Origin of the sequence: Lysobacter sp. CA199, assembly GCF_052078715.1 — a bacterium.
Lineage (GTDB): Bacteria > Pseudomonadota > Gammaproteobacteria > Xanthomonadales > Xanthomonadaceae > Lysobacter.
On sequence record NZ_JBQJIL010000006.1, the window covers coordinates 1 to 22009 of the forward strand.

A 22009-nucleotide genomic window follows, 5' to 3' on the forward strand; every position below is an offset into this window, starting at 1 on the left:
TCACACCCAACTGACGACTGATCTCCGCGATCGTGCGGCCTTGCGCCGAAAGCACCTCGGCCTCTCGCAGCTTGTGGATGATCTCTTCGGAACTAAAGCGCTTCTTGGGCATGGTCCAAATCTCCTTGGTCATAGTTTATGAACAATCGATCTGGATCAGTTTTTTCAGGTCAGGTCAGTGGGGTAATCGAACGGATAAAGCGGGAGTGCCTGAGGTGCTAGTCTGGTGGGCGCCGGTTCTCGCCGTGCCGCCACAACAACCGCAGATCGACCCGGGAGCGCTTCAATTGATCCGTTTGTCGACCATCATTTCTTTCATCCTGATATTGGGCGTTGGTCTCTACGGAGTGGTGTTTATCAAGAGGTCGTACGATGAATTTTCACTCTTGACCCGCGGCACGACTGCAATCGTTCTGCCCATCGAAAAATACGAAACGACGACGCAAGGCTCCGGCTCGAACACTAAGTACTACTACGTCGCGGATCTGAGCGTAAAACTCAAGAACGGGGAGATTGCGACTATTCCCAGAAAGCCCATTGCGCTTGAGACGATCAAGGAAAGTCACAAAAGGGAATTGAGCATTGTATTCGTGCGAGCAAACCCCAGGATCAATCGCTTTACCGAAGTGCCATCGGGTCTGTTGAAGATATTGCTGATGTTCGTCGGCATCAGCGTAATCAGCTTCTTTTGGTTTCGTCGTGGAAGGCAATGAAAATCTCTTGCGGAGCTTGCCTGCCCACCGGCTCACTTACTCGGACCGAAGGTGAGCGTGAGCACGGCCCTGATCGTCATCGGCGCAATCGGCGATAAAAGCCCCGAGCGCGCGGCCGTATACCCTTCCGCATTCGTAAGGTTCGACGCCAGCACTCGCAACGCGGCCTGACGGCCGGCCAGCTTGAAGTTACGGCGCGTGCCGATGCTCAGGGTCGTGATGGCCGGCGCTCTCAAGGTGTTGGCGGTGTCGACCCAGCGTTCGCCCGAATAGTTGAGGTTGGCATCGAGCGACCATCCGTCGCGCAACTGATACTCGATGCTGGCGGCGGCCGCGCGTTGCGAAACGCCGACACCCTCCGAGCCGATCAGGCCTGCATCGACAAGCGTACCGGTCACTGCAGACTCGAAGCCGACGACGCCGACGACGATGTTGGTGCGGTCGTTGAGTCGACCTGCGATCGAAGCTTCAACGCCGCGATGGCGAACTTCTCCGACCAGTCCGAACGAGCCGTCGCGTTGGAGGCCTTGACTGGGTTTGGATACATCGAAAAGTGCGCCGATGAAAGTCAGCCGCGGCGAAAGCGCATGACGCGCGCCCAACTCGAATTGCTCGACTTCGCCAGGGGGCAGCACTTCGTCGGCGTTGCTCGCGAACAGCGGTGCCACGCCGCTCTCCTCCAGTCCCGTCACCCAGCTACCAAACAGTGCGGTTCGCTCTGTCAGATTGAACACCGCCGACGCATTGTAGTGCGTGCTCTCGCTGACCCGCTGGGTCTCCGCCCCGGCCAGGGAACGCACCGCTTTGTCGTAACGGATGCGATGGATCCCAAGCCGAAGCTGAAGCCGCTCATCCCAGGCAAGCGAATAGCCCGCCGATGCGGTGACCTGTTCGACCCGGTCTTCGCCGCGCGTGCCAGACCATGGAACTTCCCGTACCTCCGGCGGATCGCCGGAGAGCTGGAACGCACCAAGGGGAATGGCGAGGTTCGAGCCGAATTCGGCCGTCGTGCGGCCGCCCCGCAGCGACAGGGTGATGCGCTGGTCGAGCGCACCGCCCTCAAACTGGCGTCCAATTCGCGCTTCGACCGAGTCTGAGGTCTTTGCGCGCCCCGGGCTTCGAAGCAGGGTGGCTGTCGCGCGTCCCGCGCCGTCCGACGAAATGAGGGTGAAGTCGTTCTGCTCGATGTCGAAGATCGAACGAAATGCCGATACATCGGCAGTGAAACGACCGAACCGGGCGTCGTAGAGGACGCCCATGTTCGTGCTTGCAGCGGCCGTCTCGGCCCAACTTGGCGAGTACTGATGCAGCGTCCGCAACGGCGGCGGTATCGCCCCTGCGTTGGCGACCACCGCATAGTCGCCATCGTAGTGGCGCTGATACCTCGATGCGAATGCACGCAGCCGCTGATCGGGTGCGATGTCCAAGGCGACGACGCCACCCATATTGAAGGCGACGCCTTCGTATCCCTGAGCGTGCCGATGCAGCGGGCGCCACAAAAATCCACCCGCGAAACTCAAGGGCCCGGCACGGAACGAGCCGTCGCCCTGGACCGCGCGGGTTCCGAACTCGCGAAAGCCCGCGCCCAATCGAAATTCGTTCGCCGGGCCTGCTTCTCGCAGCCGGTAGTTCACCACGCCCGATGGCGCGGGATAGGCAAGACGCGCAGCGTTCACGCCGACGCGCACGCTGGCGCTCGACAACACCGTGTCGTCCAAGACCGCGGCTCGGCTGAAATACGCGTCGTCGATGCGGTAGGCGCCGCTGTCGTTGAGATCGAAGCCGCGGACCTGGCTTTCGCTGTAGAGGCCGGATTGTTCGATCCCAACGCGTTCGCCGAAGGCGTCGACAGCGGATGTGAGGGCGTTGTCCTGCGCCGTCGCGGGAGCCGCGCATGCGCAAAGGATGACAAAAATCACAATGCAAGACGCGTTCTGGTTCATCGACAGCTCGCAGGACTTTCGCCGGTTATCGGCGCGCTGATTCTGCAGTCCGCAGCAAGCGCTGAGCGCCTGCATAACGGCTCATAACATTGCATTTCCTGCCACCTGGCGTAATGTGCGCGAATGCGCAACCGAACTCGCGAAGTATGGTTCGTGGTGTTCCCGGGGTCTGAGCTCCTCGACCTCAGCGGGCCCTGGTCCGTGCTCGGTTATGCGAATGAAGTTCTGGGTCAGCCCGCTTACGCTGCCAAAATCGTCGCACCTGCAAGCGGGGCCGTGCCCACGCGCCACGGCGTCGTACTGGGTGGTGCGTGTTCTATCGACGATGCCGAACGCGACGGCTTGCCGAACACCGTGGTGATCGCCGGCGCCACACCGGCCAATGGTCGTTCCGCCGGCGAAATGCGCGTGGCGCAGTGGCTTCGTGCGAATTCGCGTCGCGTCTCCAGAATCGTGTCCATTTGCACGGGGGCGTTCGTGCTTGGCGAAGCGGGTTTGCTCGATCGCCGCTTGGCCACGACGCATTGGGTTTATCGCGACGAATTGCGGAACCGGTTCCCGCGCGCACGTGTCGAAAGCGACGACATGTTCATACGCGACGGACGCATCTGGACCTCGGCCGGAATCACCGCGGGTCTGGACTTGATGCTGGCGATCATCGAGGAGGATCACGGCCATCAGGCCGCACTGACCGTCGCCAAAAGCCTGGTGCTCTACCTGCGGCGCCCCGACCAGCAGGCAATGTTCTTTGACGAGAGCATAGTTCCCGAGCGCGGGCTGGCCGGCAGGGTCCACGCCATGACTGCGTTGATCCAGGGCCACTTGGCCAAGCCTTTACCGATTGCCAAGCTGGCGAGACTGGCCGGGATGAGCGCCCGCACGCTTGCCCGGGTATGTCAGCAAGAGTTCGGTCAAACGCCGTCAACCGTCGTTCGTCGAATGCGACTGGAGCAAGCTCAGCGCATGCTGGAGCACACCTCGCTGCCGCTCAAGACCATCGCGGTAAGAACCGGGGTTGGGGATGAAGCGACCTTGTGGCGGCTTTTTCGGCGTCAGCTCGGGATAGCACCCGTGGAATATAGAAGGCGCTTCAAACCGAGCTCGACTGTTTGAAGGCGGTGTTTGGAGGCTTGAAGGCAGTTGAGCCGCCTCTGGCGCTTCGGGATTTTCGACGGGTCGAAGCCTGATGGTAGCGGACGGGGGCGTCGCTGAGCTTCATGCCACAGGAGCCGGGTGTACGGCCGCGGAACTCTTTCTCTGACCTGTTTAGAGTACAGATTGCGTTTCCACTTAAGGCAGGGACTGCATTTGAGGTCGGCGCGGACTCATGGCCTGGCAATGGACTGACACTTGGGAGATGGCCGGTGGACGATGTCGATGACGCCCGCGAACTGGTGGAACAGCGGATGCGCGCCACGGGGTTCGAGAGGGGCATCTTCGACAAGGTGATGGATCTGCTCGAACGGTTCGACAGCGATCGGGAGAGCCTGTTCGAGGAGATGCTCTCCGAACTGGAGCAGCCCGGCCACGACGGCCTGCGCGACCGGTGGGACACCAATTGCGAGCAAGCCGAGGCGCTGATGGATCGCCTCGAAGACGACATCAAGTCTGTCCTGGAAGACAGCCAGGCAAACGCGTTGACTGTCGACCAGCGGTGGATCGCCGTCGGCCCGCGCGACTTCCTCGCTGGAGAGCGCAAGATATGGAAGCAGGTCGCCCGGCTCGACGTCCCCGACGTCGCCGCGCTGATGAGCAAGGTCCTTGAGACCGACATCGCGATCATCAAGAAGTGCGAGGAAGACCTCAAGAACGCGCGCAACAGCGACGTCATCATCGAGCAGCTCCTCGCCAAGAACTTCGCCACCATCACCGATCTGGGCAAAGGCCTGCTTGCCACATTCGTCCAGCTCCCTACTGCCATAGGCCGGCTGGCGGTCTACCTCCTGGATGACCCGACCGCCCAGGACGCGATCACCAAGGTGATCGAGGCGTTCGAGAAGACAGCCGCTGAGAACTACGAAGCGGCCAAGCAAAAGCGCGCCGCCAAGCAGACGGTCCTCGACAATATCAAGCTGCTCACCGACGCCCGTGAGCAACTGGACGAGGAATGGATCGACAAGCTCTTCGTGCGCGGCGCGGAGGCCGCCTCCAGTTGGCGAGGTATCGGTGCGACGGGCGACTACCGGGCGACCGATTGGGACTGGGTCAAGGACAACGTGATCGACCGAGGCCTCGACACGCGGGCGGAGGCGGCCAAAGAACAGTCCGCCCAGCTCTACCAGGACTTGTATCCGACGTTCATCAAAGAGAGTACGAATGCATTCGCCCAGTTGACCGACGACCCGGACACCCTCGCCAGGTTCACCGAGGAGCTGAAGACGCACTTCGAGTCGCTGGAAACGTTGTTGAAGGGCGAGGCGGCGTTCGTGGCGGATCTGGCAGACGGTCCCTACAAGCAGACGGCCATTAAGTCGCTGGCGAGCGCGATGGAGACCATCACAGCCGGCTGGCGGATGCTCTTCGAAAAGACCAAAGCCGCCGCCGACGAGGTGAAGAGGTAACCCTATGACCGACTTTTTCGTTGCCACGGGCAACACGGCCGGCGACGGCACCCGCGCGCGACCGTTCCACGACCCATGGCTCGCCCTGCGGCAAGCCGTCCCCGGCGACCGCATCCATATCGCAGCCGGGACCTACACCGGGCGCAGCGAACGCTCTTCCTGGGTCATCGATGCCCCGGACCTGACCGTGCTCGGCGGTTACAGCCCCGATTTCGCCACCCGCAACCCGTGGCGTACGCCGACGGTGCTCGCCGCGCGCGCCGATCTGCGCGTCCAGCACGAGCCCAACATGATCCAGGGCATGAGCGACCACGGCGGCCTCATCCTGGATGGGTTGTTCTTCGACGCGGCCGGGCGCAGCGAGTACGACGACCAGGGCGGCTTGCTGCGATCGTTTTATTCGGATGGACCGATCGTCGCGGTGCGCGGCGCGGGGATCACCATACGCAACTGCGTGTTCGCCAACGGCGGCGCGGGCGCCGTCGAGATCGGCGGCAACGCCGGGGTGTTCGAGAACAACCTGGTCATCAACTGCATTGGTCCCTGCTTGCTCGCCGTCCGTGACAGCGCAGCCGAGGCGCCGACCACGGTCAGCCGCAACACGTTCGCTTTCGGCCACGACCACTCCGATCCGCCCCGCGGTACGGGCGCCGACCGCGCCATCGGTGTGCGCGTCAGCGGCGCCGCGTCGATCGCCGACAACGTATTCTTGGGCTGCGGCAATGCGGCCATCGCCTGCCTCCACGACATCGATCAGATCGCCATCGATCGCAACCTGTTCTTCGCCACGTTGCGCGACATCGTGCGCAGCCGGGTCTCGGGCGCGGAGGCTGAGATCACTGAAGAGCACGCCGAGGAGCTCGAAGACGTCGGCCTGCGCTCGGCGGCCGGGAACACCCTCGGCGACCCGCAGCTGACCGGGTTGCCAACGGCGTGGCTGGATGCGTACACCGTGGACGCCGCCGCGACCTATGAGCGCCCGCCGCGCGCGGCCCTGAACGCACTGCGCAAGGCCGCGGGGCTCGGCGATCTGCCATCCACATTGGATTCCGACGCGCAGCGGCCGGTCATGCGCAGGCTCACGCCGACCGAGGTGCTCGCTATCGCTGTCGGTGTATCGCAGGGCTGCCACCCGGTCGAGCCGGCCGTACCTGCGCCGTATGTGGAGCGCAAGCCGGATCCGGTCTACCAGACCATCGATTGGGCGCGGCTCCACAAGGCCGATCCGGCGCTCGCGGGCACGCCCGTGCAGGTGCGGGCCGGCCTCGGGTTCGACCAGAACACGCAGATCATCCCCGAACTTGCGCAGACGCACATCGGCCTGGCCCTCTACGAGCCCGGCATCGACACTTCCGGGTGGCGGGCGCTCGCCCCGCGCTACGGACTGGTCCACCACCAGTCCGAGGACGCCATCCGGTATCAGCGCGGCCTCGACGTCCAGTCCACGTACCTGTTGCGCGGCACATACCGTACCGACCTGGCGCCCGGCGGACGGCAGGCCGTGACACTCGTCGTCGACGGCATCGCGCCCGTACTCGACGTCCAGCCTGTCGAAGCGCCGCGCCCGATCGGCCGCGACTGGTTCGTCCGGGCCGGATCGTCGGGCGGGGACGGCAGCCGCGAAGCGCCGTTCCGCGATCCCTTCCAAGCGCTGGAGAAGGCCGCCGAGGGCGATCGCATCCTGGTCGCCGAGGGCGAATACACCGGTCGCCTGCGGTCGGGCACGTGGCGCATCCCGGTGCGCTACCTGACGCTGCTGGGCGGATGGAACGCCGAGTTCGGCGCTCGCGACCCGTGGCGCCACCCGGTGCGTTTCGTACTCACTGCGGAGATCAAGGCAAAGGGCATCTTCGGCGATCCGGTACTGACCGTAGAAGACTCCGCGGAGGGCCTGATTCTCGACGGATTCGTGTTCGACGGATCGACCTACAACGTGTACGACGACACGGGCGCCCTCGATCCCAACCATTCCCATTCGGCGGCGCTGCTCGACCTGCGCAGCGGCAAGGGCGGCATCAGCGTACGCAACTGCGTCTTCGCCAACGCCGGGTACTGCGCGGTGCAGATCAACGCGGTGTACGGAACGTTCGAAAACAACGTCATCGTCAATACGAGCGGCACCGCCGTACGTCTTCGGATTTCTGGCGCAGTGCCCTTTACGCTCCGTGCGAACACCGTTCTCTTCGCTGCCGACCCCACCGGCCGTGCCTCGACCGGGCAGTCCACCACCGGCTGCCTGCTGGACATCTCCGGCCAGGGTGTCGTCCGGGTGGAATCCACGGTGCTCGCTTTCGCCGACAGCATCGCTGTGCGGGCCACCGTGCCCGGCCAGAGCCTGATCCTCGAGGACAACGTGCTGGCCGCCAATCTGTACGCCGACATCTACGACGGCCGCCACGTGCTCGTCGATGCGGCGAACCGGGGCCGTACCTTGCTCGACGCCCCGTTCAGCGGACAGGCCAGCACCCGGTTCGAGCTGCCGGCGCTGCCGGTCGATCCGGCCTACGCCCGCCAAGCGGTCGGACGCCTCTCGGCGCTGGCCGCCGCGATGCCGAAGGACGGGCTCAACGCCGCCGCGGCGGCACTCGGTGTCTCGATCACGGCATCGAAGGTCGAAGCGCCTGGCGAGGCGACCAAACCACCGGAGCTCGCGAAGGAGCCCTCGGTCGCCGACTTGCTGGCTGATCTCGGTCGGGCACGGCAGGCGTTCGAGGCGAAGGACGCTCCGCCGCCGCCATCGGCCGACCCGCTGTACTGCCCGGTCTACCCGGTCGAGGCAGCGCTGAAGCTGGCACTGAACGCCCCAGCGGACGCGTCCGGCGCCCACGCGATCGCTGTCGCGTGATCCATGATCGACCCACGGCTGTAGAGAGCATGCTGGAACTGACCCGCGAGAAGCAGCGGTTGCGCGGCGGCATAACTGCGCTATCGGCTTTCGATGTGCTGCATTTACGAGTAGTTCGGCGCGACGAACCTGATCAAGTCCCTCCGGGAGCAAGCAGAGGTTTCCAAGAGCACCTACGTTCATGGAACAGAAAAGAGTCACGGCAACGGCAACGGCCACTAAGCCGTTGAAGCTGCTGTACGTAAGGGCAATTCAAAGCTGCGATACAGACGACATGGAGCCCTAAGGCCTGTGTGCCCGATACGCACTGGGTTGCAAGCCGGTCCAGTGCTTGAACGCGCGGTGGAACGTGCTCGATTCGGAGAACCCCACGCGACGGGCTATTTCCGCGATCGGTATCGGCGTTTCCGCCAACAAAGTGATGGCCGTGTCGCGGCGCCAACCGTCCTTGATGCCCTGGAAGGTGTTTCCCTCCCGCTTGAGGTGGCGGCGCAGTGTTTGCGGACTCATGGTCAACCGTTCCGCGGCGGTTTCCAGGTGCAGCATCGAACCGTCTTCGTCGTGGCCGAGCATGCGCCGTACTTGCGCACTGATTTTTTTGCCGTGCTCGCGTCGCAGCAACAACTCGTAGATCGAGTTGCGCAGGAACACGCGCAGGCTGTCGTCGCCTTGCACCACCGGAGCGTCGAGATAGGCAGCGGGGAAGCACAGCGCGGTCCGCTGCGCACCGAAACGCAACGGCGCGGCGAAGATGATCTCGTACTCGCGCGCGTAGGCGGGCATCGCGAAGCTGAAATCCACGTGCTTGAGCGGAATCGAATCGCTTATCAGCCAACTGGCGAAGCGATGGCCCGCGACCAGCAGGGTCTCGGCGAGAAAAGGATCGGTAAATCCGTTCTCGTTTTCGTCGATGACCAAGTAGCCCAGTTCGCCGTCGCGGACGATCAGGAAATCGGGGCGGCCGCCTTGCAGCAGTGCGTAGTAGCGGCTGGCGCGGGACATGGCGTGCCCCATCGAACTGCTGTGGATGATCGCCCGGCAGATCATGCCGAAGCTGCCAAGCGGCAGCGGATGCCGGCCGCAACCGAGCAGTTCGTCGTCCATATGACGCCACAGCGATTGCAGTAGCCGGGCATATTGCTCGAAGCTCACGCGCGCGCGGGGCTCGCTGAGCGCCGATGCGGGAATGCCGGCCGGGACCAGCAGCGGCTCGATCGGTTCGCCCCGACGTTTGGCGCCGCGCAGCGCCGCATGCACGAAGTGAATCGAGACTGTGCGGTTGTGGTCGGACGAGCCCGTGCTCGGCGCTCTGGCTGACTCGGATGGCATCGCTTGCGTTCGGCTGTCCTGGGAAGCCTGCAGGCGGTTTCGGCCCCTGCGGCAGGAGCGGGCTTTATGCACCAATACCCGCAAAAGCCCAAGTCCCGAGGAAGCAAGCTTCGACCATGCCCGGCCTGTCATAAGCGACGCGCATCACAGCTGAGCGATTTTGCCAATGAATCGCGACGATTCCGCCATTGAGCCCCCAGGGGCCGTTCTTTAGCCTCCTAGCGCGGCACTGCTTCAGCCGACAGGGCGATGCGGTTGTTTCGCCCAGCCGCGCCCACGGGTCTGGTCTGCGCGCGCCCTGCGCCGAGCTTGGATGCTGGGTGACCGATGCGATGACCGTATGCCGAGCGCGTGCGGTTCCCCCGAATCTCTTTCATGGAGTCCGCGTCATGTTGAAGAAGACCCTGCTGAATCTGACCGTCGCCGCCGCGCTCAGCGCCGCCGCGATCATGCCGGCGGCCGCCGCCGACACTTACACCAAGACCAAATACCCGATCGTATTGATTCACGGCTTCGCCTCGTCCGACCAGGTGCTGGGCTTCAGCACCTTCTACAACATCCCCGACGAGTTGAAGGCCGGCGGAGCCACGGTGTACGCGGCGAAGTTGTCGGGCTTCAATTCCGATGAGGTGCGCGGCGAGGAACTCATCAAATATCTCGACAATCTCAAAGCCACGCAGGGCCACGCTAAGTTCAATCTGCTCGGCAACAGCCAGGGCGGACTGACCGTGCGTTATGTCGCCGCGGTGCGCCCGGATCTGGTCGCCTCGGTCACCACCGGCCATACGCCGCACGCGGGCACCGCCCCGGCCGATCTGCTCACGGTCGTGCTGCCGGAGGGCTCGCCGCTGCGTCCGATCGTCGCCGGCGTGATCAATGCGTTCGCGTCGTTGATGGGCGGAGAAGCCGATGCGTTGGCGGCATTGAATCAGCTCAGCTCCATGGGCGCGGCCGAGTTCACCCAGCGCTACCCGCAAGGCAAGCCGACCAGCGATTGCGGCAGCGGCGCCGCGGTCGTCGATGGTGTGCGTTATTACTCCTTCGGTGGTGTGGGCGTATCGACCAATCCGCTGGATCCCACCGATCTGACCGCGGGCGCGGTCAGCCTGACCTACTTCGGCTCGCCCAACGACGGCGTCGTCGGCCAGTGCTCCTCGCATTGGGGAGAGGTGTTGCGCGACGACTACAACTGGAACCACTTCGATTCGGTCAATCAGGTGTTCGGCCTGCGTTCGGTGTTCTCGTCCAATCCGGTCACCGTGTATCGCGCCCAAGCCAACCGCCTGAAGAACCTGGGGCTGTAATCGGTGCGAGGTCGAATCGTCGCATGCGCCGCCGTCGTCGTGGCGGGCGGCGTGCTCTGGTGGGGCGTCCAAAGCAGGGCGCCTCATCCCGATCGCGCCCGCGCACCGGACGGTGCCGTCGCGTCTGTTTCCAAGACTGATGGATCGCCGGCGCAAGCCGGCGATTCGGTGCGGGCGGCCGCAACGGAACATCCCGATTCGCTGCGCGGCACCGGCGTGGACGGCGCGGTGCGCTTGAACGCGCGTGGTGCGCCGATCGCCGACCGTGAGTTGCGGCGCTTGTTCGACTATTTCATCAGCCGCATCGGCGAACGCGACGAACAGCAGATTCGCGGCGATCTCAAAGCCCATCTCGATGCCGGATTCGCCCCGGCGGCCGTCGCCCAGGTGATGGTCTGGTTCGACAGCTACATGACCTTGGAACGCAGCGCGGCTTCGCTGGCCGCCGCCGGCGGCGATCCGCGCGCAGCGGTCGCGCGTTTGCGCGCATTACGTCGCGAGCGCATGGGCGAGGCCATCGCCGAAGCCTGGTGGGGCGATGAGGACCGCTATCTGGATTACACCCTGGCCCGTCAGGATCTCATCGACGATCGCAGCCTGGACGCCGCGCAACGTCAGCAAAAGCTCGCCGAACTGGAGCGGACGCTGGACCCCGCGCGCGTGGCCCTGATCCAACAGGAAGACCAGGCCGAACTGTCGCTGAAGCAAAGCGAGGATTACGCGAAACGCAACGTGCCCGCCGCGCAGCGTTTCGCCGAACGCGAGCGTCAGTACGGCTCGGACGCGGCACGGCGACTGGCCGATCTGGACGCTCAGCGCGCCCAATGGGACCGTCGTTTACGCGACTACGCCCAGCAGCGGCACAAGATCATGGCCGACGCTTCGCTGTCGATCGCTCAGCGCGATCGGCAGCTGCAGTCGCTGTTAAGCCGCGGCTTCGATGCCAATGAACGCAGGCGGGTGGATGTCATGGTGCGCAACGACCTGCTTCCGCCCCTGAACTAGGGGCGGTATCGAAGGCAGGACCGATTCGAGTTCAAGCGCGGAACGCAAGCGCGCCCTAGCCTGCCGGCAACAATCAGAAGTCTCCGATTGGATAACGCAGGCAGCAGGTTTGGCGGTTGATCGAACTCGATGGTGCATCCAGCAGGTTGACGCAATAGGCGGTCATCGGGGCCCGGCTGTCGCAAACAGTCCAGTCGCCGTCAGCGCTGTGCTGCCGCGGGGCTCTCGGTGTGAATCACGCAGCGCCATTGATCGTCGAGCTTGACCCACGTCGAGGTGTCATAGACGTCCATCTCCATGGATTTTCCATCCATCTGCGTCTTCTGGCTTACGCGGTAGCTGGCAATAGCTACGTCGTCTCTCGGGAAGAGTATGTCCATCCCGGATATTTTGTACTCGATCAACTTGAATCTTTCGTCGTTCGCCATCTTGGCGTAAGCCGCATGATCGAACTTATTCGCGCCATGGGCGCTGACCATGAGCGCGGGTTCGGTCAGCATTCCGGTGGCCACTTCAGATTCGCGATCGAGTATCGATTGCCAGAAAGAATGCTCGAGCCGCTCAATCTCGCCCTTGTGCTTGGAGGCGTTCATGGGAACGATCCTTTTCAGGTATGACGATGTTCATGGATAGGCGATATGGCGTTATTCCTTCGTGAGAAGCGCGCAGACATCGCCTAACAATTCCGAAGCCTCCTCGGCTTGGCTCAGTTCCGGGCCGGCATGCCTGTCAACGGTCAGCGGTTGACCGCGGAAGTTCATGTCTGACGCCAGGTTCGATCCAGTCCACGGCCGCAACTGCGCGCGGGCGATGGGTAAGTGCCGAAAATATCAGCAGTGCTTTGTTCTCGGGCCACCATCGGAGATACGGTTCGTTTCAGCGGCGAGTTAGGGAAAAAACGGTAATCGGTTGAACAGCGGTCGGCTGTTCAGGCGGCTGGGTCTCTACGAAGCCCCGGGGTTATCCGGAACGCTTCAAACCAAATTGTCTGATAAATTGCTTTCATGCCGAACAAGCCGAACAACATGTCCGATTCATTCAATTGCTCACGGCGCACGTTGCTGCAATTGGCCGGAAGCCTGGCTCTCGCACGCGGATTGAGCTGGTTGCCCGTGGCCGACGCGAAGGCCACGCCGGCGCACGCGGATGCGACCTCGCGAAGTCTTTGGTACGCACGGTCGGCGGACGAGAAGCAGCTGCTGCTCGACGGCCTGCCGCTCGGCAACGGTCACTTGGGTGCGTTGTTGGGTGGCGACGCTGCGCAGGAGTGCCTTGCGATTACCGACGGCAGCCTCTGGCAAGGGAGGCGCAACGACGAGCCGGACAACGAGGGCCAACTGCCCTATGAGCCTTTCGATGCGAGCAGGTTCGGAAGTTTCGCCCTGCTGGCCAAGCTGCGTCTGTCGTTACCCACGCACGCCGCGCCGGAAGACTATCGCCGCGAACTCGACCTGCAGCAAGGTTGCGCACGCGTGCATTACACCAAGGCAGGCACGCGCTATCGCCGCGAAGCGTTCGTGAGCCACCCCGATCGCGTGCTGGTCCTGCGCTTCACGAGCGAAGGCAGTGGTGATTATCAGGGGACGCTGGCGCTGGAAGGCGCACATGGCGAACGCACGCTTGAGGCGGGCCCACAGCCGTCCGACGCCCATGCGCTAGGCTTCGAAGGGCGCTTCGAGAACGGGCTGGGCTATGCGGCGCAGATGGCCATCGTCGCCGACGGCGGCCGCGTGGCGGTAGACGGCGATGTCCTGCGCTTCGACGGTTGCCGCGCGTTGACCGTGGTCCTCGCCGCGGCGACGAACTACGCGCCCGCCGCTCCGGATTTCATCGATCGCAAGGCCGAACCGATCGGAGTGGCATCGCAACGGATTCACGCGGCACTGGCCAAGCCGGTGCAAGTCCTGCGCGATACGCACGTGGCCGATCACCGCGCGCTGTTCGACACGATGCAAGTGAACCTCGGCGCATCCAGCGCGGCACAGCGAGGTCTGGACACCTGGGCACGGCTGCAGGACCGGGCAAAATCGCAGGTGCCCGATCCCGAATTTGAGGCTACGTATCTGCAGTTCGGCCGCTACCTCACCATCGCCGGTTCGCGCGACGGCCTGCCCACCAATCTGCAGGGCTTGTGGATCACCGACAACGACCTGCCCTGGTTCAGCGACTACCACACCGACATCAATCTGCAGATGAACTACTGGTTGCCGGATCGAGCGGGTCTGGGCGGCCAATGCTTCGAGGCTTTGGCCGACTACTGCGTGCAACGCCTCGAGATGTGGACGCAGATCACGCGCGAGCGCTTCAACGACCCGCGCAACCGCTTCCGCAACACCTCGGGAAAAGTCGCCGGGTGGAGCGTCGCGATCTCGCTCAATGCCTTCGGCGGCAACGGCTGGTGGTGGCATCCGGCCGGCAACGCGTGGCTGTGCCTGAGCCTGTGGGAGCACTGGCAATACACGCTCGACCGACGCTACCTGGAGAAGATCTTCCCACTGCTGCAAGGCGCATGCGAATTCTGGGAAGCCCGGTTGATCGAGACCGAAGTGCGCGATGCGGACGGCACCACGCGCCGCATGCTGGTCGACGATCACGACTGGTCGCCCGAACAAGGGCCCCAGGACGCGCGTGGCATCGCCTACGCGCAGGAACTGGTCTGGGCGCTGTTCGGCCACTACGTCGAGGCCAGCCGCGTGCTGGGGCGGGGCACGCATCACGCCGCCGTGGTCGGCAGGCTGCGCGAACGACTGTACCTGCCGCGTGTGCTCGATGACGGGGTGCTCGAAGAATGGATGGGCGCGCACGATCTGGGCGAGCCGCGACACCGGCACCTTTCGCATCTGATCGGCCTGTTCCCGGGCGACCGCATCCACGGCGACACCGCACCGCCGGCTCTGGTGGCAGGCGCGCGACGCGCGCTGGACTTGCGTGGCGAGGACAGCTACGGGTGGGCCAACGCCTGGCGCGCGCTGTGCCGCGCACGGCTGCGCGAAGGCGATGCCGCCTACGATCTGCTGATCGCCAACCTCGCACCCTGGCGGGAGGGATCGAAGGCGATGGCGGGCACGTCGGCCAACCTGTTCGACATCTATGCCCTCGGCGGCAAGGGCATCTTCCAGATCGACGCCAACTTCGGCGCGGCGGCGGCGATGCTTGAGATGCTGTTGTACTCGCGCCCGGGACGGATCGAACTGCTGCCGGCTCTGCCGCGCGCCTGGCCGCGCGGCAAGGTGACGGGGATCGGTGCGCGCGGCGGTTTCGTGGTCGATCTGGCATGGCGCGACGGCCGCGCCGAAGAGGTACGCATACGCAGTGTCGGCGGTACTGAAGTCGAACTGGCGCATGCCGGGCAAGTCCTGCCGCTGCGATTGGAAAGCGGGCAGTCTGTTCAGCTGCGCGTAAACGCCGAAGGTCGGCTGGGTTATCTCTAGCGTTGGCGTCTCATGGCGACCGGATTTAATTATTGATGTGGACGCAACCGCGTGCCTGGCGCAGAATCGCCAAAAAATCACGGTAGGTGGCGCAATGGCTCAGTCGATGCTTTTCGCGTTAGCTCTGGCGGCGGGTGCGGTGCTTCCCCAGGTCGATACGACGACCGTCGCCACGGGCCTCAAGCACCCCTGGTCGATGGCGTTTCTTCCTGGCGGCGATTTCCTGGTCAGCGAAAAGGAAGGCGGTTTCGTCCGGGTCACCGCGGATGGAACCAAATTTCCGATCGCGGGTATGCCATCGGATATCGACAATGTCCGGCAAACGCGAGCCGACAATAGCGGCCTGTTCGACGTCGTGCTGCATCCGGATTTTCTCCAGAATCGACGGCTCTATTTTTCCTATGCCTCCAAGGATCCCACCGGATCGACCACGCGCTTGTCCACGGCGCTCCTGGTGGATGACGGACTCGTCGATATCCAGGTGCTGTTCGACGCGACTCCACGTTCTGGCGAACGCTTCCACTACGGTGGCGGGCTGCTGATCGATCGCCATCGTCGACTGTATCTGACCGTCGGCGAACGTCATTACCATGAGCGGGACAATCCGCCGATGCCGGCGGCACAGGATCCCGCCAGCAGACACGGGAAAATCTATCGATTCACGCTCGATGGCCAACCCGCCGCGGGCAATCCCGACTTTGGCGCCGATGCGGTTCCCGGACTCTATGCGACCGGTATTCGCGCTGCCCAAGGCTTGGCGCAAGCCTCCGACAGCGATCGCATCTGGATGTCCGAACACGGCCCGGTGGGCGGCGACGAGATCAACATCCTGCGGCCGCGCGCCAACTACGGCTGGCCAGTGAAGACAGCGGGCGTCTATCGCGATCGCGAGTACAACCCGCAATCGCTGCCCGGCGCGATCTACACGGCCCCTGCCTGGATCTGGAAAGACCGTACCGTGGCACCGACCGGTTTGACGGTGTACAGCGGGTCGCAGTTTCCACAGTGGCGCGGCGATCTGATCATGACAGGCCTCGGCAGCGGCCACCTGATGCGCGTCGACCTCGATGGCGAACGCGTTGTCGGCGTCGACTATCTCATCGGCGGCACCCGATTTCGCAATGTGAAACAAGCCGCGGACGGCAACCTCTATGCGCTGACGGACGAGCCCGAGGGGCGAATCCTGCGGCTGGAACGAAAAGCGTCCACGGAAATTTCGCCCACTCGATAGTGGCTGTCTGCAGTCATGTCGATGGCGATCCTTGGCCTTGCGGTTGGCGCTGACGATCCAGCCCGTTATTCGGTGGCGGGCTGGGCGATGGCCCATGGCATGGCGCGGATATATCTGGATGGGTAATTTCCCAACAAGAACGATGGAAATGAGCCCGAAATCCATCAGCCCTGACCGCATCCGGCCGGCGCACATCGGCGCCGGCCGTCGCCGTCGTCATGGTTATCGACCAGGCCGCACCACGCAGCCCGGCTCGTTGATGCTGGTATCCAGCACCGCATAGCGCGCAGGCGTTGAGCCGTTGGCGAACACGTTGCCGAAGCCCCAGCCCTTCGAACCGTTGGTGAAGACGGATGCGTCGACGCGGGACACTGCCGTCGGCGAGGCGGCCGACGCGGTCAAGCGATGCATCTGCCCCACGCCCGGTCGATTCCACGCTTGTATGCTGCCGCGTCCGCTCAGGACGAAGCCGGTGCCGCCCACGCCGCTGTTGGCAGTGGTAAACCAGCCGCTGTCGCTGAAGCCGACGAAGCGTCCCGGGTTGTAGGGATCGGCGATGCAATACGTCGCATTGGACAAGCGCGCCATGCCGAAGTGGCCGTCACCATCCAGGATGGCCAGGACTACCGGCTTGCCGTCGGTCTGCAGCGCGATATCCTGGAAGTACCCATTGACGCCGTCGAAGTTGAAGCTAGGGGCAACGAAGTCGGTATCGATCGTGCCGTCGGGATTCACTCTGCGCATCCAGTCGGCTACGGAAAATCCGCGGAAAAAGATGTTGGCGGTCAATATCCTGCCGTCGGCCTGCTGGGCCACGCGATGGACGGGAATGTCGAGGTCCGGGCGGACGTAGCTGGTATCGAGGCTGCCGTCCGGGTTGTACCGCACCAGGGTGCCGTGAGGCGGGGCCGGGTCGCGACTGACGCCGTGTCCGGTCACCAGCTTGCCGTCGGCTTGAATAGCCAAGCTGGTAGCGCCGCTGGTCACGGCGTCCAGGATCCTGATTGAAACGCCGTTGCTGCCAAAGGTGGGATCGGGGCGGCCGTCGGTGAGATAGCGGGCCATTACCGATTCGGTGCCCCCGCGCCACCATACCCATGCTCCGGTGCCGGCGACGACGATCTTGCCGTCGGGCTGGATAGCGATCTCGCGTGCCTCGACACCGTTTTCCGACCATTCGTAGCGCGACAGCGCCACGCCGGAGTCGCCGAAAGATCGATCGAGTTCGCCGTTGCTGTGATAGCGAACGAGGAGCCCCCAGTTGAAGGCCGACCAATAGTCGATGACGTTGAGGGCGACCACGATCTTGCCGTCTGCCTGGACCGCGACGTCGTAGTTGGACACTCCGTAGTAGTCCGAATCCCAGTCACCGTCGGTGGTGGCTATTCCATCGCCGGAGAAGCTGCGGTCGGGCGTTCCGTCGGGGTTGTAGCGCAGCAATAGTGATTCGTCGTCGAGGAGGCCAGCGACTAGAATCTTGCCGTCCGGCTGAAGCGTCAGCGTGTCGCATGAACCTTTGTCTTCGCTCGTCTGCACGGCGATATCCACACCGCCGTTGTTGCCGAAACTGAGATCCGGTTGGCCATCGGCCTGTAAACGCGACAGGTGACATTTCAGAACAGGGATGGGGGTCCACCGGTAGTAACCGGTCGCCAATACCACGATCTTGCCATCGTTCTGGATAGCGAAAGCCTGGCCATAGAGAGGCTTGGGAACATCGTTGCGAATCGTGCCGCCGCGTCCGAAGCTGGGATCCAACGCGCCGTCGGACGGGGCTTGTGCGAAAGCGGGGGCGATGCTGGCCGCAAGCAGCGCGCATGCGAGGGACAGACGCCGTGCGCGGGGGAATGCACAGGTATTCATAGGGGACTCCTGTCGAAATATGACAAGCAGGCTGCCGTCGACGTCCCCTGTAACCACCGATGACCGCAGTTGGGTGATGCCCGGTGATCCGAGCGATAGCGCTATAGCACGTAACCGGGCGCCGGGCCGTGGCGATGTAGCGAAATCATGGATCGGCCGTTCGCGGAACTTCGCTTGCGTGATGCGATTCCTTCGTCAATTGCGACAGATTCCAGATGCGCTCTCCGACTTTCAGGCGACCGCTTAGGGAGGTGAATCACTACGACAGCATCGGTTCCTAACGCACCGCGTGGCCATCTGGAATGATGGTTGCTGTTTTGCATACGGCCGGCCAGAGAGATCTCCGGCAATGGGCGGCGGATCGACCGACATGGCGAAATCGTTTTGTAAAAACGTCTGATCTATTTTTCCATTCGGAAGGTAGCGGACCAACGCGGCGAAGTCGGGCTGATACAGCAAGGTGCGCGCGACGATGAAGCGGCCGTCGGGCTGAAGAACCATCGCCGGTTCGGGCCGTCCACTGCGCGGGTGCGTCTTGCTCCTTCGGTTCATGGCATCGGCGACGCTGTTTTCCACGTGGATGTTCCCTGAGCCTTGCTGGGGCTTAACAGCTCACTACTGTGATATCGGTATCCGCGGTTGCGGCCAACCGCCCCAAATGAAAGCCTCTGACGTGGCAGCTGTGACGACACAGCCGTCCCTCGGCGTCACGCCGCCGAGACTCGGCGCCGTCCGGGACACCGGAAGATCGACGCGATCGGATTCGCATATGCCCCAGCAGTGCTATCGTTCGGCAGCGCCGTAGAAGCCGGGCGCCCGGAACCAGCTTCAGCCTGATCGATGCGGTTGTGTATGGCCAGATTTCCTCATGCGTGGGTCGTTCTCGCCGTACTGGCGTCCCCGCTGACCGCAGGGGCGTCCCAAGCCCCCGCGGGCGATATTCCGTCCGGCGATTACGAGATTGCGCCCGGGGCGTTGGACGATGCGCTCAACGCCTTCGCCACCCGCAACGATCTGCAACTGATCTATTCGCCGGCCTTGGTGGCCAGGCGACGCAGCCCGGGCTTGACGGGTAATCCCGGGATTCGCGAAGGTCTGGCGCAACTGCTGGACGGCACGGGCCTCACCGCGGTCGCGGTAAGAGCCAATGTCTACTGGTTGCAGCCGGCGCCGCGTGCGCATTCGCGGCAGAAGACCGATGCAGGATCGGTCGCGCCAAAGTCGCCAGCCTCGCCGAAGTCGCCGACCCAGTTGGACACGGTGCATGTGACCGGAAGCCGGATCAAGCGCGCGGGGCTGGAAAGCTCGCTGCCTTTGACTCTGATCACCCAGGAGCAGATTCGCGCCAGCGGCCACCAGACTTTGTTCGATGTGCTGCGGTTGATGCCAGGCATGTCCGGTCACCATCCGCGCAATATCGCCAGCGAAGGCGGCAACAGCCAGGTGCCGACCGCGGCCGCGGCTTCGGCCAGTTTGTACTCGCTCGGTCCGCGAGCGACCTTGTTCCTCGTCGATGGGCGACGCATCGCCAACTACGGTCTGGTGTCGACCGACATGGGCGCGTTGACCGACCTCAACGGCATCCCGTTGAGCATGGTCGATCACATCGAGATCGCTCGCGGCGGTGCGTCGGCCATCTACGGCGCCGACGCGATGGCCGGCGTCGTCAACATCATCTTGAAGAAGGACTACCGAGGCGTCGAAGTCGGCGGCAGCTATGGCGTATCGCAGCGCGGCGATGCCGAGCAGCAGCGCCAGTACGCCAGCTTCGGCTCGCAGACGCGCGGCGGCGGCAACGTTTTCGTCAGTGTCGATCACTTCACCCGCAATCCGCTGATCGGCAGCCAGCGTCCGTGGGCCACGCTCGACCGGCGGAGGTTCGGCGGAGACGACCGGCGGATCCAACTGGGCTTCCTGCAGGACGACGGAAGCGTGGTTCCGACGGCCGGCTGTCGCCATCGCGATCCCACGCCGGCCGGCATCGAGTGCAGCTTCGATGTCCCGCGTTACAGCAGTCTGCAGCCGGGCATCACCAGCAATGCGCTGTACACCCATCTGCGTCAGCCGATCGGCGAGAACCTCGAGTTCTACGCCGATCTGCGCCTGTCGCGGACCGGACTGGAGCTGCGCAATGCGCCGAGCCATGGCGTGATGCCGCTGTCCGCCGATCATCCCGACAGCGAAGAGTTGCAAAACGGCTCGTACTCGCTATTGAACTACTGGTTCGCCGACGTGGGGCCGATAGGCAACCGTGTGGTCACCACCAACAAGGATTACGCCATCGGCATCAATGGGCAGCGCAACGCCTGGAGCTGGGATCTGAGCGTGTCGCGCCGCAACAACGAAGTCAGCAATCGCATCAACGGTTTGATCAGCCTGTCGGCGCTCGACTCGGTCATCGACGATCGAAGCTATCGCTTCAATCGGGTGGATAGGAATGCCGACGCCGTACTCGCCAAACTGTCGCCTACCGTCGTACTGGGCGGGCAAATGTCGCTGGATACCTTGTCCGGCAGCATCGACGGCCCGCTGTTCGCGTTGCCGGCCGGCGAGGTGCAGGTGGCGGCCGGTTTCGAAACGCGCCACGAGCATCTGAGCAATCGGCCCGATCCTTCGTTGACGCAGGGCGATATCGCGTTGGCGATGGACTTCCAGCGCCGAAGCGACAGCCGCAACGCGTCGGCGGTCTACGCCGAACTCAAGGCGCCGCTGCACGACAAGCTCTGGATGGATGCGGCATGGCGCCTGGATCGCAATCGCGGTTACGGCGACCAGACTTCGCCGATGTTCGGTCTGCGGTGGCAGCCGTGGCGGTCGCTGATGCTGCGCGCTTCGGCCGGAGAGGGCTATCGCGCGCCGACGCTGGCCGAACAGCGCGGCCCGCTGTTGATCAAGCAGCAGGCCAGTTACTACGTCCCCGTCGACGACTCGCTCCGGCCTTGCCATCAGGAAGCTTACGATCATTGCATCGTCGATCTGCGCGCGCGGGTCAACGCGGAACTCAAGCCCGAGACCTCGACCAGCCGCAACCTGGGCCTGGTCTGGACGCCCGGCGATGATTTTTCGTTGACCGCCAACCACTATCGCATCCGGCGCAAGAACGAAATTCTGCCGATCAATGCCCTGGGCCTGGAGGAAATCTCCCCCAAGGCCCTGATACGCGACGAGAACGGCGAGCTGATCGCCGTCGCCAGCTATCTCGACAACGTCGGCAGTACCGAAGTGCGCGGTTGGGAGATGGAGGCCGAGTACCGGCGCAAGACCGGGCGCTGGGGCGACGTCAGTTTTCGCCTGAGCGGCCACTACACGCATCGTCTGCTTCGACGGCAACGTCCGATCGCGTCGGTCGCGGACGATGCCGGCATCGAAATTCCCAATCGCAGCGTGCTGGGCGATGTGCGCTGGACCTATCGCGATTGGATAGCGACGCTCAACGTGTACTACATGGGGCCGACGACGGTGTCGGTACCCGGGCCCGTCAGCACCTTCGTCTACGGAAGCTACGTCGAGCGAAAGCGCCGCATACCGAGTACGACACTGACCGGCGTCGATCTGGCTTATGGCGGCATCAAGCGTTGGTTGTTCAGTGTCAACATCAACAATCTCGCCGACCGCCAGCCGGGCAACTACAACTACAGCAGCGGCGGCTACAGCATTGCCGACGACGATCCGGTCGGGCGCTATTACCTGGTCAGTGCGGCGTATCGGTTCTGAGCCGGGCGGGCGCGGGGCTTGCCGACGATCCGAAGAGGATCTTCAGCAAGCTCCACGCCTGTCAAACGCC

14 protein-coding genes are annotated in these 22009 nt (G+C 63.7%); 9 read left to right on the forward strand and 5 right to left on the reverse strand.

What is annotated here, in order from left to right:
- Positions 1-206 precede the first annotated feature (206 nt).
- A complete protein-coding gene (locus ACTOWJ_RS11435) occupies positions 207-713 on the forward strand; it encodes a hypothetical protein (protein WP_441334746.1) in 507 nt (168 codons plus the stop codon).
- 32 nt (positions 714-745) lie between these two features.
- On the opposite strand, the gene ACTOWJ_RS11440 is transcribed toward ACTOWJ_RS11435, so the two are convergent.
- Positions 746-2731: a TonB-dependent receptor domain-containing protein gene (locus ACTOWJ_RS11440; protein ID WP_441334747.1), complete on the reverse strand. Its 1986-nt coding sequence runs from the start codon at positions 2729-2731 to the stop codon at positions 746-748.
- Between the two features lie 48 nt (positions 2732-2779).
- Here ACTOWJ_RS11440 and ACTOWJ_RS11445 point away from each other — a divergent pair, with 48 nt between their 5' ends.
- The 3 genes from ACTOWJ_RS11445 to ACTOWJ_RS11455 all read left to right on the forward strand — a co-directional run bounded on the left by ACTOWJ_RS11445 (position 2780) and on the right by ACTOWJ_RS11455 (position 8062).
- Complete coding sequence (locus ACTOWJ_RS11445) at positions 2780-3769, forward strand: GlxA family transcriptional regulator (RefSeq protein ID WP_441334748.1); 990 nt, start codon at positions 2780-2782, stop codon at positions 3767-3769.
- Positions 3770-4020: 251 nt separating this feature from the next.
- A complete protein-coding gene (locus ACTOWJ_RS11450) occupies positions 4021-5217 on the forward strand; it encodes a hypothetical protein (protein WP_441334749.1) in 1197 nt (398 codons plus the stop codon).
- A 4-nt stretch (positions 5218-5221) separates the two neighbouring features.
- A complete protein-coding gene (locus tag ACTOWJ_RS11455; RefSeq protein WP_441334750.1) occupies positions 5222-8062 on the forward strand; it encodes a right-handed parallel beta-helix repeat-containing protein in 2841 nt (946 codons plus the stop codon).
- A 282-nt stretch (positions 8063-8344) separates the two neighbouring features.
- Here ACTOWJ_RS11455 and ACTOWJ_RS11460 read toward each other — a convergent pair whose 3' ends face one another.
- Entirely contained in the window at positions 8345-9391 is a 1047-nt protein-coding gene (locus ACTOWJ_RS11460) for an AraC family transcriptional regulator (protein ID WP_441334751.1), read from the reverse strand.
- 389 nt (positions 9392-9780) lie between these two features.
- Here ACTOWJ_RS11460 and ACTOWJ_RS11465 point away from each other — a divergent pair, with 389 nt between their 5' ends.
- Both ACTOWJ_RS11465 and ACTOWJ_RS11470 read left to right on the forward strand, forming a co-directional pair.
- Positions 9781-10695 carry an esterase/lipase family protein gene (locus ACTOWJ_RS11465; RefSeq protein ID WP_441334752.1) on the forward strand — a complete coding sequence of 305 codons (915 nt, stop codon included), beginning with the start codon at positions 9781-9783 and terminating at the stop codon, positions 10693-10695.
- Positions 10696-10863: 168 nt separating this feature from the next.
- On the forward strand, positions 10864-11700 hold the full coding sequence (locus ACTOWJ_RS11470; protein WP_441334753.1) for a lipase secretion chaperone: 837 nt from the start codon (positions 10864-10866) through the stop codon (positions 11698-11700).
- A 200-nt stretch (positions 11701-11900) separates the two neighbouring features.
- Here the strand turns inward: ACTOWJ_RS11470 and ACTOWJ_RS11475 are convergent, their stop codons facing one another.
- Positions 11901-12293, reverse strand: a complete 393-nt coding sequence (locus ACTOWJ_RS11475; protein WP_441334754.1) for a nuclear transport factor 2 family protein — start codon at positions 12291-12293, stop codon at positions 11901-11903.
- Between the two features lie 432 nt (positions 12294-12725).
- Here ACTOWJ_RS11475 and ACTOWJ_RS11480 point away from each other — a divergent pair, with 432 nt between their 5' ends.
- Complete coding sequence (locus ACTOWJ_RS11480; protein WP_441334755.1) at positions 12726-15131, forward strand: glycosyl hydrolase family 95 catalytic domain-containing protein; 2406 nt, start codon at positions 12726-12728, stop codon at positions 15129-15131.
- Between the two features lie 94 nt (positions 15132-15225).
- Complete coding sequence (locus ACTOWJ_RS11485) at positions 15226-16362, forward strand: PQQ-dependent sugar dehydrogenase (RefSeq protein WP_441334756.1); 1137 nt, start codon at positions 15226-15228, stop codon at positions 16360-16362.
- Between the two features lie 222 nt (positions 16363-16584).
- On the opposite strand, the gene ACTOWJ_RS11490 is transcribed toward ACTOWJ_RS11485, so the two are convergent.
- Complete coding sequence (locus ACTOWJ_RS11490; protein WP_441334757.1) at positions 16585-18225, reverse strand: hypothetical protein; 1641 nt, start codon at positions 18223-18225, stop codon at positions 16585-16587.
- Between the two features lie 243 nt (positions 18226-18468).
- Positions 18469-18801, reverse strand: a complete 333-nt coding sequence (locus tag ACTOWJ_RS11495; RefSeq protein WP_441334758.1) for a delta-60 repeat domain-containing protein — start codon at positions 18799-18801, stop codon at positions 18469-18471.
- Between the two features lie 276 nt (positions 18802-19077).
- On the opposite strand from ACTOWJ_RS11495, the gene ACTOWJ_RS11500 reads away from it, so the two are divergent.
- The gene (locus ACTOWJ_RS11500; RefSeq protein ID WP_441334759.1) at positions 19078-21939 is read left to right on the forward strand and encodes a TonB-dependent receptor domain-containing protein; all 2862 of its coding nucleotides are present in this window, start codon (positions 19078-19080) and stop codon (positions 21937-21939) included.
- Positions 21940-22009 lie beyond the last annotated feature (70 nt).